The following is an 11,446-nucleotide window of genomic DNA, read 5'->3' as shown; positions in this document are numbered from 1 at the left end:
TTTCGGTCGTGAAATGACCGATGGAAACCTGTTCTGGAAACCTTTTGGAAACCTGTTTCTAAGCCATTGGAATTGTTCAATATGCAAGAAGCAAGCGGTGACTTTACCGAGGCTGCCGAGCCATTCCGCCTGTTTGCCGCATGGCTCGACGACGCGACGAAAAGTGAGATCAACGATCCCAACGGCGTGGCGCTGGCGACCGTCGATGCCGAGGGCATGCCAAATGTGCGGATGGTGCTGCTCAAGGGGTTCGATGAAAGCGGATTTGTCTTCTATACGAATTTCGAGAGCGCCAAAGGCCGCGAGATTCTTGGCAGCATGAAGGCGGCGATGTGCTTTCACTGGAAATCCCTGCGGCGGCAGGTGCGCGCACGCGGGCCGGTGGAGATCGTTACCGAGGCGGAAGCGGACGCCTATTACGCGACGCGTCCGCGCGGCAGCCGCATCGGCGCTTGGGCCTCGAAACAATCGCGGCCGCTGGAGAGCCGCTTCGCACTGGAAAAAGCCGTTGCCGAATACACGGCGCGCCATGCGATCGGCGAGATCCCACGGCCGAAACACTGGTCGGGCTTCCGTATCGTGCCGCAGACGATCGAGTTCTGGCACGATCGGCCTTTCCGGCTGCACGACCGCCTCGTCTTTTCCCGCAACGCGGAGGGCGGCTGGGACAAGACGAGGCTTTATCCCTAACATTCAGGCGATCAACTTCTTCGGGAAACGATCGGGATGAAAATGCCCATTATCGGATTGAAGAGTTTTGATCGCGGAACGCTAGGTTATTTCTTCCTGGTCATGAAGGCCATCAAGGCGGCGCGGGCCTCGTCGGACTTGAGCCGCTCGCGGAAATGCTCGCTTTCCTGGCCAATACGGGCAACAAGGTCTTCACGCGAGCCGCGCATCAGGTCACGCGCGATCTTCAGCGCTTGCGGCGGCTTGGCCGCGATTTGACTGGCCGCTGCCAGGACGGAGGCTTCCAGCTCGTTATCCTCGACCACCGCGTAGATCAGTCCGGCAGCTTTCGCCCGCTCGGCAGAAAAACCTTCACCGAGGCCAAGCAGCGCGAAGGCGCCTTGCCGGCCGAGAATCTGCGGCGCAAGCAGGCTCGACCCCGCCTCGGGGACCAAGCCGAGATCGACGAAGGGCGTGCGGAATAGTGTGCGCGGCGTGGCGAAGGTCAGGTCGCAATGCAGGTTGAGCGTGGTGCCGATGCCGACCGCGATGCCATCGACGCCGGAAACCATGGGCTTTTCCGTCCTGGCCAGTGCCATCAGGAAATCCCAGACCTCGGTGCCGCCCTCGCCGCCGGTGGCGACGACTATAAAATCGGCAAGGTCGTTGCCGGACGAGAAGGCGCCTGAAATACCGAAGAAGACATGGACGCGGATCGCCGGATCGGCGTCGCCCTCGGCAAGCGCCGCCGACATTTTCGCATACATGGCGCGCGTCAGCGCGTTCTTCTTGTCCGGACGGTTCATGCGGATGATCTGGATGGCGCCCTGGCGCTCGACGAGGATGTGGTCTGTCATGGGTGATCCTTTGTGAAGGTCAGCCTTTTCGTGAAACGGCAACCTTGTGGATGTCAGGCAGAAATCAGTGTCTTGCCCGCAGCGGCAAGGCTTTCGGCGCCGCCGATGACGCGCTCCTTCAGCGCGCCCGCCTCGCCAAGCAGGTTTTCGGCGAAGAAACGGCAAAGGGCGACGCGGCTTTGGTCGGCAAGCGCGCCGCGTGCCAGATAGGCGCCGCCCGCCGCAAGCGAGATCAGCCGCAGATACGACGTAGCACCGGCCAGCGCCTCGTCCGAGCGCCCGTCGGCAAGCAGCCCTTGCAGGAAACGCGTCGCCTGGCCGAGGTCGTCGAGCGCCCGGTCGAGAGCATCGGCGGTGCGGCCAAAACCCCTGGGATTTAAGGTCCGCACTTCATCGGCGACCGCTTTTAGTTCGGCGATGTAACCATGCACATGATCGCCACCGCCAAACGGCAGCTTACGCGCCACTAGGTCGATCGCCTGGATGCCGTTGGTGCCTTCGTAGATCGGCGCGATGCGCGCGTCGCGATAAAGTGCTGCCGCACCCGTCTCCTCGATGTATCCCATGCCGCCATGAACCTGCAGCCCGAGCGAGGCGACCTCGACGCCGACATCGGTGGAAAAGGCCTTGGCCAATGGCGTCAACAGATTGGCACGTTCCTGCCAATGGATGGCTTCATCGCCGACGGATACGCGCGCGTAGTCAATGGCATGCGCGCAGGAATAGCTGATGGCGCGTGCAATCTGGGTCAGCGCCTTCATGGTCAGGAGGTTGCGCTGCACGTCCGGGTGATGGACGATCGGCGCCATGCCATTGCCATCATAGCTCGCGGCCTTACCTTGCCGGCGGTCATTGGCATAGGCGAGCGCCTTCTGCGTGGCCGTTTCGGCGACCGCCACGCCCTGCATGCCGACAGCGAGCCGCGCATTGTTCATCATGGTGAACATGCAGGCGAGGCCCTTGTTTTTCTCGCCGATCAGCCAGCCGATCGCACCAGGTGCCATCCCTTCGAAACCGTCGCCATAGATCATGGTGCAGGTCGGCGAGGCGTGGATGCCCAATTTGTGCTCCAGCCCGGAGCAGAAGACATCGTTGCGTGCGCCCAGCGCGCCATCCTCGCCGACAAGGAATTTCGGCACCAGGAACAACGAAAGGCCACGTGTGCCGGCCGGCGCATCCGGCAGCCGCGCCAGCACCAGGTGGACGATGTTGTCGGTGAAATCGTGCTCGCCATAGGTGATGAAGATTTTTTGCCCGAAGATGCGGTAGGTGCCGTCGCCGGCCGGCTCGGCGCGGGCGCGCAACGCATTCAGGTCCGAGCCCGCCTGCGGCTCGGTCAGGTTCATCGTGCCCATCCATTGGCCGGAGACGAGCTTTTTCAAGTATTTGGCCTTCAGCGCCGGTGAGGCGTGCTTGTCGAGCGCTTCGACCGCGCCCATGGTCAGCGTCGGGCCGATACCGAAGGCCATCGCGGCGGAGTTCCACATTTCGAGCGCAGCGACGCCCAGCATGGTCGGCAGCGCCTGGCCGCCGAATTCCTCCGGTGCCGACAGCGCGTTCCAGCCGCCGTCGATCCAGCGGCGGTAGAGCGCCTTCCAGCCGGGCGGCATAGTGACGGCAGCGTCGCTCAGCACCGCGCCTAGTTCATCGCCGATCTTGTAGAGCGGCGCGACCTCCTCTGTGGCGAAGCGGCCGGCTTCCGCCAGAATGGCGTCGACGAGGTCTTCGCCAAGCTCGCCAAAGGAGCCGGCGGCGAGCGCCGGCTTCAGGCCGGCCACATACTTCAGCGTGAAGGCGATCTCCTCGACCGGTGCCCGATACATGCCGCTCGCTCCTCCTCTGTCCGGCAGGGAAACTTATGATCCGTGCGGACACAAAACCATTCGCTTTTGGGTCGCCGCTCCCGCCTTGTTTTTACGTAAACGTCAAATTTTGTCACGCGGATTTTGCATTTGGAGCTGTTCAGGCTAAAATCGGCAAAAGGCCGGACAAGCCGACCGGCGACAGACCAAGAATACTGGATCGGACCGCACGTGCTCGCCAGACCTGACGCGTATCGCTGCATCGAATGCGGCCTGCCCTATCGAGCGGCAGGTTTTTGGCACCATCGGGGCAAGATCGAGGTCGGCTCCGCCTATTGGTCGGATCGCGGCATTCTGTGTTCGCCGAAATGCTCGCTGGCCCATCATCGCAAACGCGAGGCTGAGGGAACGCTGCCGCAGGCGCCGGCGCCCGACCTGTTCCAGATCCAGCCGCTCTCCCCTCGTTGATGGCCAGCAAAACCATAACCGGCCGAATTGCGGCATTCGCCACGGACCGCCGAAAGCATTTCCTTAACCATGGCGGTTCAGGATCAGGCTTTGGCCAGCAAGGATCTGCTGTTTGAAGCCGCCGGCGCACCCTCTCCGCCGCCTAGGACTCCTCGTCGCGACCGCGATGATAATGGCGTTGGGGCCGGCACAAGCCTCGGATTTCTCCGAGCCGTGGAAGGCCGACCGGGCGCTGGTGATCGACGCCTACGAATACAATTCCATCGATTGGGCTGAACTTGCGACCGACAAGCGGATCGTCGGTTTCATCAACAAGGCGTCCGACGGGATGCCGCCAGCCTATTTCTGTTTCGGCGACGAGACCGAGACGCGGCTCTGCAAGGCGCTGTGGAAGCGCCATGCGGTGGCACAGGAACTGTTCCAGACGCGGAAGGTGGTGGCCAAGGCGCTCGGCCTGAAATGGGGCGCTTACCATCTTGCCCGCCCCGGCAATCCCGTGGGACAGGCAAATAATTTCATCAACTTCGCGAAACCTGGTCCGGATGACCTGCTCGCCCTCGACATCGAGGATGACGACCCCACGAAATGGATGTCGCTCGAGGATGCAGAGGAATTCGTCCGCCATGTGCATCGGCGGCTGGGCCGCTTTCCGGTGCTCTACACCAACGGCAAGACCGCCAGGCACATCGCCGACAACAAGTACAAATACCGGCTCCTGTCGCGGCTGCCGCTCTGGTATGCGCGCTACAAGCCGGACATCGGCGTGCATTTTCCGATGGGCAACTGGCAAGGCTACGCACTCTGGCAGTTCTCGGCAAAAGCCAATTGCGGCCGGTTCCGCTGTCCTTACCGGGTGGCCGGCACGCCGAACGATATCGACGTCAATGTCGCACCGATGGATGCCGCCACATTGCGCGCGCAATGGCCCTTCGGCGGCCTGATCGACGTGCAGCCGGACTACCTTGCCTCGATACCGGTGCCTCTCTCGCGCGAGGCCGGCCTTGCGGGCAATGCCATCACCTACGCCACCGTGGTGGCACCATCGACCTTCACCGAAATCACCGCCATGTTCAGCGCCCGCTGGGCCAAGTTCCGCAGCAGCTTTCAAATGCCTGCTGTGAAGACGTTGCTGCGCCTTCCGCGCGGGATTGCCGAATATATGGCCTGGACGCGGAACGAAAAGCACTCGGCATCAGCGGTTGAAGCCACGCCCGCCGCCGGCGATCCGGTCAGCACCGCATCAACCGAGTTCGACCATGGCCAGCGCTAAAAGCTGAAAGCCGTTCGGCGTCAGCGCGCCTGCTCGCGCGCGACGGCCTGCCAGCCGATGTCGCGGCGGCAAAAACCTTGCGGCCAATCGATCTGGTCGAGTGTGGCATAGGCTCGTCTCTGCGCCTCTCCGACCGTGCCGCCGACAGCCGTGACGTCGAGCACACGGCCGCCATTGGCGATCAGCGCGCCGCTGTTGATGGCGGTGCCGGCGTGAAAGATCTCGACGCCATCGCCAGCGGCCTCTTGGAGGCCGCGGATGACCGAGCCCTTTTCCGGCGTGCCGGGGTAACCCCTTGCCGCCATCACCACGGTGAGCGCCGCCTCGTCGCGCCAGCGCACGGAGGTGTGTGCAAGCTGGCCGTCGGCAGAAGCGTTGAGCAGGACCAGGAGATCGTCCTTCAGCCGCATCATCAGCACCTGGCATTCCGGGTCGCCGAAACGGGTGTTGTATTCGATCAGCTTCGGCCCCTCGCCTGATATCATCAGCCCGGCAAACAGCACGCCGGAAAACGGTGCGCCAAGTTCGGCCATGCCGCGCATGGTTGGCTCGACGATCTCGCGCATGGTCCGGTCGATGATCTCCGGCGTCATCACCGGAGCCGGCGAATAAGCCCCCATACCGCCGGTGTTCGGGCCGATGTCGCCGTCACTGAGGCGCTTGTGATCCTGTGCGGTTCCGAACGGCAACGCGGTGGCGCCGTCGCACAGGCAAAAGAAACTCGCCTCCTCGCCGGTGAGAAACTCCTCGACGACCACCTCGGCGCCGGCCTGTCCGAAGGACCCGTCGAAACAGGCATCGAGTGCGGCCAGCGCCTCGGCCAACGTCATGGCGACGGTGACGCCCTTGCCGGCGGCGAGGCCGTCGGCCTTGATGACGATCGGCGCGCCCATCTTTTCGACATAGGCCTTGGCCGACGCCAAGTCGCCGAAGCGGCCATAGGCGGCGGTCGGGATATCGTATTTCGCACAGAGGTCCTTGGTGAAGCCTTTCGAACCTTCCAGCCGCGCCGCCGCCCGAGATGGGCCGAAGACGCGAATGTTCGCGGCGCGGAGGTCGTCGGCAATGCCGGCAACCAGCGGCCCTTCCGGCCCGACCACGACGAGGTCGATGTTTTTCTCCGTGCAGAACCGGGCCACCGCCGCATGATCGGCAATGTCTAACGTCACCAGTTCGGCTTCGTGGCCGATGCCCGGGTTGCCGGGGGCCGCGTAAAGCTTCGTCAGCAGCGGCGAGGCCGCGATCTTCCAGGCCAGCGCATGCTCGCGGCCGCCGGAGCCGATCAACAAAACACGCATGCCCAGATCCCTTGCCATTCCATGATCAGGACTGCGCTATTGCGCCCCGGACGATGGGTCAAGACATTTGGAGAGTTTGAAGCGATTCCACACGGGAACGAGGCCTGCTTGATGCTTGACGGCGTTCGCCACTGCTGCCACTCCAACACTATGGAACCCATCCAATCGAAAGCTGCCCAGGGCCGCGTCGCCGATGCGCCGAGCGGCCACTGGGTCTACCGCATTCTGCCGCGCTGGCTGTGGCCCTATGCGCAGCTTGCCCGATGGGACCGGCCGATCGGCTGGCAGTTGCTGCTGTGGCCGTGCTGGTGGTCGGCAGCCCTTGCCGCGAGTGCCTATTCACGCCCTACCGATACGCTGCTCTCGCTGTTGCCGCCACCTTTGTACCTGCTGCTGTTCCTGATTGGCGCTATCGCCATGCGCGGCGCCGGCTGCACCTATAACGATCTGGTCGATCAGGACATCGATAACCAGGTGCAACGTACGCGCTCACGGCCGCTGCCGGCGGGAAAGGTCACGCGCCGGCAGGCTTGGGCGTTTCTCGTTATTCAGGCACTGATTGGACTCGCTGTGCTTCTGCAGTTCAACGGCTTTGCCATCCTGCTCGGCATCTGCTCGCTCGCCGTAGTCGCCATCTACCCATTCATGAAGCGGTACACCAACTGGCCGCAACTGGTTCTCGGCCTTGCTTTTTCCTGGGGTGCGCTGATGGGATGGGCGGTCGAGTTCGGCGATCTCGACGGCCCGCCCGTCATGCTCTATATCGGCTCGATCCTGTGGGTGATCGGCTATGATACGATCTATGCGCATCAGGACAAGGAGGACGACGCCATCGTCGGCGTGCGCTCGACCGCACGCCTGTTCGGCGACAACACCAAGACCTGGCTCGTCGGGCTTTATGGCGGGGCGCTGGTCTGCTTCGCCATCGCCTTCGCGTCGGCGCAGGCGCCCGTGCCGGCGCTGGCCGGACTGATCGCCGCCGGAGCGCATATGGCGCGGCAAATCGCAGTGCTGGACATCGACGATCCGGACCAGTGCATGCTCTTGTTCAGATCGAACAACCAGGTCGGCTGGCTGATTTTCCTTGGCCTGATCGGCGGCGCGCTGTGGGTGGCGTTGAAGCCGCTGGTGTAGCTATCCGCGCGAAATGATCTCCTGGCCGCCAATCACCAGCCTGAGGCCGAGATCGCCGGCCCTGCGACGGGCGAGGAAGCGCGGACGACGCGTGGTCGAAACCCGACCCTTGCGGCGGTTCTGCGCCGGCAATGTCTTGATGGCGGCGCCAAGCGATTCCTCCAGCGTGCGGGCGATGCCGTCTGATTCGATCAGAAGCATCGGCAGACGGTAGGCATCGGCCCAGGCACGCCAGTCGGCGGCGACATCCTCGAGATCGTCGGCCACTAGCAGCGGCACCGACAGCATCGGATCATTGTGCAGAAGCTCCAGCGTCACCGTGACATTGCCATCCGGATCCTCCATCGCGCGGGCGGCCACGCCACGAAACGCGTTGGCGGGCAGAGCGATGAACGCCGGCAGGCCGCTCATCTCCAGCATGCGGCGAATGACGGCGCCACGGTGGTCGATGGTGAAGGTAACGTCGCCATAATCGTCGCGCGTGGCGTAGCTCACCACCTGCGGCAGGCGGAATGGGTCGAGGCGCATGTTGCGCCCGGCCCAGACTGGCTTCAGTCCAGTGTTCATATTGTGCCTTTCCTGTCTCTCCTGAGAGCCGGTCTTCCGGTTCTCCGGGCCGGTTTTTCCAGCCTCGTTGTGGAGAAACATTAGGGCGGGCTTCTTATCGCAGCGCTTAAGAAAGTCGGTTAAATTTTGCTGATCTCGAGGGGATGGTTATCGGAATGCAACCATTCACAAGACGTCGAAAGGATCAGATAACCTTACCGGGATTCATGATGCCGGCCGGGTCGAAGGCCGCCTTCACCCTGCGCATCAAATCGATCGCCATCGGCGGCGCTGTCGCGATCAATTCATCCCGCTTCAGCTGGCCAATGCCGTGCTCGGCCGAGATCGAGCCGTGAAAGCTGCGCACGACATCGTGCACGGCCTTATTCATGGCGTGATAGAGCCCGAGAAACGCTTCGTCATCGCCGCCGACCGGCCGGGAGATATTGTAGTGGAGATTGCCGTCGCCCATATGGCCGAAACACACCTCGCGCGCACCGGGGCTGACCGATTGAACGGCGCCGGCCGCCTTTTCGATGAATTGCGGGATGGCCGCCACCGGCACAGAGATGTCGTGCTTGATCGAAGCGCCTTCGGGCTTCTGCGCCTCGGGCAGCACCTCGCGGAAATTCCAGAAAGCATCCCCCTGCGCGATGCTCGCCGCAATCACTGCATCGCCGACGATCCCCTGCTCGAGGCCGGCTGAGAGCACCTCCTCGATCAGGGCCCTCGCATCCTCCGCCGAGCGCCCCGACGAGATCTGCATCAGCACATACCACGGCCAATCCCCGGACAGCGGCCGCACGACGCCTGGCGCGTGCAGAAGCATAAAATCGTAGGGTCTCTGGCCGATCAGTTCGAAAGCGGTGAGTGCGGCGCCGGCGCGATCCATCGCCAGGCTGAACAGGGACAGTGCCGCCTCCGGCGAGGACAGGCCGGCAAAGGCCACCTCGCGCCCCTTGGGCTTGGGGAAAAGCTTGAGCACGGCGGCGGTGATGACGCCGAGCGTGCCTTCAGCGCCGACAAACAGGTTCTTCAGATCGTAGCCGGTGTTGTCCTTCTTCAGCTTGCGCAGATCGTCGAACACCTCGCCGGTCGGCAGCACCACTTCGACGCCGAGGCAGAGCTCACGCGCATTGCCATAGGCAAGCACGCCGGTGCCGCCGGCATTGGAAGAGAGATTGCCGCCGATCTGGCAGGAGCCCTGCGCGGCAAGCGACAGCGGAAACAGCCGGTCGGCGGCGTCGGCCGCTTCCTGCAGCGTCTGCAGGATGACACCGGCCTCGACGGTGACGGTGTTGGAGAGGAGGTCGATCTCACGGATGCGGTTCAGCCGCGACAGCGACAGCACGATCTCGCGGCCGGACATATCCGGCACCTGCGCGCCAACCAGCCCGGTGTTGCCGCTTTGCGGCACGACCGGCGTTCCCGTCTCGGTCGCCAGCCGCATGATGCGGCTAACCTCGTCGACGCTGCCCGGCCTCAGCACCAGCGCCGTTCGGCCATGCCAAAGGCCGCGCCTTTCTATGAGATAAGGCGCGATATCCTGCTGGTCCCGAAGCGCGTATTTGTCGCCGACGATTGCCGCAAAGCGGTCAATGAGGGCGAGGTCGATATCCCGGGATATGTCGTTCATAGGTGGAAACTATGGTGCCCAATCGATCTTGTCACGAGGGGCGGCAGCGCGCGAAAGCCGGTCGTTGATCGCCTCGCCCAGCCCGTCGAACGGAATCGGCTCGACGGCGATTGTCTTGGCGCCGCTGCGATCGAGATCCTGCATGTGGGCAAAAAGGTTGGCCGCGGCTTCGCGCAGGTCGCCGGTCTCCGACAGGTTGCGCAAAGCGGCAGCACCTTGCCAGCCTTCGGCACGGCGGGGGCCGAACGCCAGCAAGGCTTCGCCCTTTGCGACTTTTGCGGCGTTGACCCGCACCGCAGCGCCCGGCGCGTAATGCGAGGCGAGCATGCCCGGCGCCTCGATACCTGTCGCACCGCGCGACAGCGTCGTGCCGGCGACCGCTTCAATTTCCTCAGCGGCAATGCCTCCCGGTCGCAGCAGCCGCAGCTTTCTGCCCTCGATCTTGACGATCGTCGATTCGAGCCCGACGGACGTTGCGCCGCCATCGACCACCAGCTTGATTTTTGCACCGAGATCCGCCGCCACTGCCTTGGCTGTCGTGGCGCTGATCTTGCCTGAGGAATTGGCGCTGGGCGCTGCGAGCGGGCGTCCGAGCCTGGCGATCAGTTCGCCGCCAAAGCCTTTCGGCATGCGCAGCGCGATCGTATCCAGCCCGGCGGTGACCAGCGGATGAATGCCGTTGCCGGGTCGCTGCGGCAGCACCATCGTCAGCGGTCCCGGCCAGAATGTCTGCGCCAGTCTTTTCGAGAGGGAATCGAACAGCGCGATTTGCTCGGCGATCGCCAGATCGGCAACATGGGCGATCAGCGGGTTGAAGCGCGGCCGGCCCTTGACCTCGAAGATGCGCGCCACGCCGACGCCATTGGTGGCGTCGGCGGCCAGCCCGTAGACGGTTTCCGTCGGAATGGCGACGACATCACCGCCTTCGAGCAGCGCCAGCGCCCGCTCCATCGCCTCGCCGGCGGCAAGTATCTCAGCCACTCTCATCACCTTACAGAAGCAGGACCTCACAGATGTGGGACCTCACAGATGTGGGACCTCACAGATGTGGGTGCGTAATACGGTGACGTTTACGGGGCAAGTCCGGGCGTTAGCGAATTACCAAATCGCTAAAATGCTAGCTTTCCTCGCAAGCCCGCAGCAATTCCCGGACGGTATGTTGACTGCTTGTTGGGCAGGGGATCTATCATGGTCTGGGTGCGTATCCTGGGAGCGCTTGGTCTCACTCTGGCGGCGGGCGGAGCACACGCTTCGTCCTTCGTTGTTCTCGGTGCACCATCCTCGACGCCGTCCGTCGTCAAGCTCGGCGCGCCTGAACCGGTGAAGGTGGCTGGGAGCTCCTCGACGCCATCGATCGTGGCGCTCGGCGAAGCAGTGCCTGATGTCACCTATGAAAAAGTTGCTGCGATCCCGAGCCAGCCCAAGCCCAAGCATGATTTCATGCAAAGCCCGATGATCATTCGCGGCGGCATCGTCGGCGATGCCTTCGCAAAGCCGGCCCCGAGCGCCGCACCTGCCGCGACAACCGCTGCCGCACCTGGGGCGGCCACCAGATCCGACAAAAAGATAACGGCAACGAACAGCCCGCCTGAGCCGGCAACGCCGCAACCGACGCCTATTCCCGAGATCGAGCAGGCCAGATAGCCGTTCGAGGCTATGATAACGCTCGCGCTCAGCCGGCGATTTTCGAGAAATCCGCAACCTGGTCGGTCGCTGCCCGGACGCGTGCCAACAGTGCCAGACGATTGGCACGCACGGCCTGGTCC

The 11,446-nt window shown here is 63.5% G+C and carries 11 protein-coding genes; 5 read left to right on the top strand and 6 right to left on the bottom strand.

Going from position 1 to position 11,446, the window contains the following annotated elements; all coding sequences use genetic code 11:
* Nucleotides 1-81 precede the first annotated feature (81 nt).
* On the top strand, nt 82-690 hold the full coding sequence (pdxH, locus tag EOA85_RS15055; RefSeq protein WP_127210012.1) for a pyridoxamine 5'-phosphate oxidase: 609 nt from the start codon (nt 82-84) through the stop codon (nt 688-690).
* 86 nt (nt 691-776) lie between these two features.
* Here pdxH and EOA85_RS15050 read toward each other — a convergent pair whose 3' ends face one another.
* Nucleotides 777-1,526, bottom strand: a complete 750-nt coding sequence (locus tag EOA85_RS15050; protein WP_127210010.1) for a crotonase/enoyl-CoA hydratase family protein — start codon at nt 1,524-1,526, stop codon at nt 777-779.
* 53 nt (nt 1,527-1,579) lie between these two features.
* A complete protein-coding gene (locus tag EOA85_RS15045; protein WP_127210008.1) occupies nt 1,580-3,349 on the bottom strand; it encodes an acyl-CoA dehydrogenase in 1,770 nt (589 codons plus the stop codon).
* Between the two features lie 210 nt (nt 3,350-3,559).
* Here EOA85_RS15045 and EOA85_RS15040 point away from each other — a divergent pair, with 210 nt between their 5' ends.
* Together EOA85_RS15040 and EOA85_RS15035 are read left to right on the top strand one after the other, a co-directional pair.
* A complete protein-coding gene (locus tag EOA85_RS15040; RefSeq protein ID WP_127210006.1) occupies nt 3,560-3,796 on the top strand; it encodes a hypothetical protein in 237 nt (78 codons plus the stop codon).
* Between the two features lie 172 nt (nt 3,797-3,968).
* The gene (locus EOA85_RS15035) at nt 3,969-5,066 is read left to right on the top strand and encodes a GH25 family lysozyme (RefSeq protein ID WP_164759671.1); all 1,098 of its coding nucleotides are present in this window, start codon (nt 3,969-3,971) and stop codon (nt 5,064-5,066) included.
* Nucleotides 5,067-5,086: 20 nt separating this feature from the next.
* Here the strand turns inward: EOA85_RS15035 and purD are convergent, their stop codons facing one another.
* The gene (purD, locus tag EOA85_RS15030; RefSeq protein ID WP_127210002.1) at nt 5,087-6,364 is read right to left on the bottom strand and encodes a phosphoribosylamine--glycine ligase; all 1,278 of its coding nucleotides are present in this window, start codon (nt 6,362-6,364) and stop codon (nt 5,087-5,089) included.
* 150 nt (nt 6,365-6,514) lie between these two features.
* Here purD and ubiA point away from each other — a divergent pair, with 150 nt between their 5' ends.
* Nucleotides 6,515-7,498, top strand: a complete 984-nt coding sequence (gene ubiA / locus EOA85_RS15025; RefSeq protein ID WP_127210014.1) for a 4-hydroxybenzoate octaprenyltransferase — start codon at nt 6,515-6,517, stop codon at nt 7,496-7,498.
* Here the strand turns inward: ubiA and EOA85_RS15020 are convergent, their stop codons facing one another.
* From EOA85_RS15020 to EOA85_RS15010, 3 genes are all read right to left on the bottom strand, one after another.
* Nucleotides 7,499-8,065, bottom strand: a complete 567-nt coding sequence (locus EOA85_RS15020; protein WP_029355556.1) for a DUF6101 family protein — start codon at nt 8,063-8,065, stop codon at nt 7,499-7,501.
* Nucleotides 8,066-8,249: 184 nt separating this feature from the next.
* On the bottom strand, nt 8,250-9,680 hold the full coding sequence (locus EOA85_RS15015) for an FAD-binding oxidoreductase (RefSeq protein ID WP_127210000.1): 1,431 nt from the start codon (nt 9,678-9,680) through the stop codon (nt 8,250-8,252).
* A gap of 9 nt (nt 9,681-9,689) precedes the next feature.
* A complete protein-coding gene (locus EOA85_RS15010; protein WP_164759670.1) occupies nt 9,690-10,661 on the bottom strand; it encodes an L-threonylcarbamoyladenylate synthase in 972 nt (323 codons plus the stop codon).
* A 207-nt stretch (nt 10,662-10,868) separates the two neighbouring features.
* On the opposite strand from EOA85_RS15010, the gene EOA85_RS15005 reads away from it, so the two are divergent.
* Nucleotides 10,869-11,324, top strand: a complete 456-nt coding sequence (locus EOA85_RS15005) for a hypothetical protein (protein WP_127209996.1) — start codon at nt 10,869-10,871, stop codon at nt 11,322-11,324.
* Nucleotides 11,325-11,446: the final 122 nt, after the last annotated feature.

This window comes from Mesorhizobium sp. M5C.F.Ca.IN.020.29.1.1 (genome assembly GCF_003997375.1).
Lineage (GTDB): Bacteria > Pseudomonadota > Alphaproteobacteria > Rhizobiales > Rhizobiaceae > Mesorhizobium > Mesorhizobium wenxiniae.
Note: the sequence above shows the minus strand (reverse complement) of the source record. Positions and strands in the feature narration are given on the sequence as shown.

What these genes read in the sequence shown, in the direction of transcription:
- EOA85_RS15045 (WP_127210008.1), bottom strand. Translation starts at nt 3,349, where the DNA reads ATGTATCGGGCACCGGTCGAGGAGATCGCCTTCACGCTGAAGTATGTG.
- purD (WP_127210002.1), bottom strand. Translation starts at nt 6,364, where the DNA reads ATGCGTGTTTTGTTGATCGGCTCCGGCGGCCGCGAGCATGCGCTGGCC.
- EOA85_RS15035 (WP_164759671.1), top strand. Translation starts at nt 3,969, where the DNA reads ATGGCGTTGGGGCCGGCACAAGCCTCGGATTTCTCCGAGCCGTGGAAG.
- pdxH (WP_127210012.1), top strand. Translation starts at nt 82, where the DNA reads ATGCAAGAAGCAAGCGGTGACTTTACCGAGGCTGCCGAGCCATTCCGC.
- EOA85_RS15015 (WP_127210000.1), bottom strand. Translation starts at nt 9,680, where the DNA reads ATGAACGACATATCCCGGGATATCGACCTCGCCCTCATTGACCGCTTT.
- EOA85_RS15020 (WP_029355556.1), bottom strand. Translation starts at nt 8,065, where the DNA reads ATGAACACTGGACTGAAGCCAGTCTGGGCCGGGCGCAACATGCGCCTC.
- ubiA (WP_127210014.1), top strand. Translation starts at nt 6,515, where the DNA reads ATGGAACCCATCCAATCGAAAGCTGCCCAGGGCCGCGTCGCCGATGCG.
- EOA85_RS15005 (WP_127209996.1), top strand. Translation starts at nt 10,869, where the DNA reads ATGGTCTGGGTGCGTATCCTGGGAGCGCTTGGTCTCACTCTGGCGGCG.
- EOA85_RS15050 (WP_127210010.1), bottom strand. Translation starts at nt 1,526, where the DNA reads ATGACAGACCACATCCTCGTCGAGCGCCAGGGCGCCATCCAGATCATC.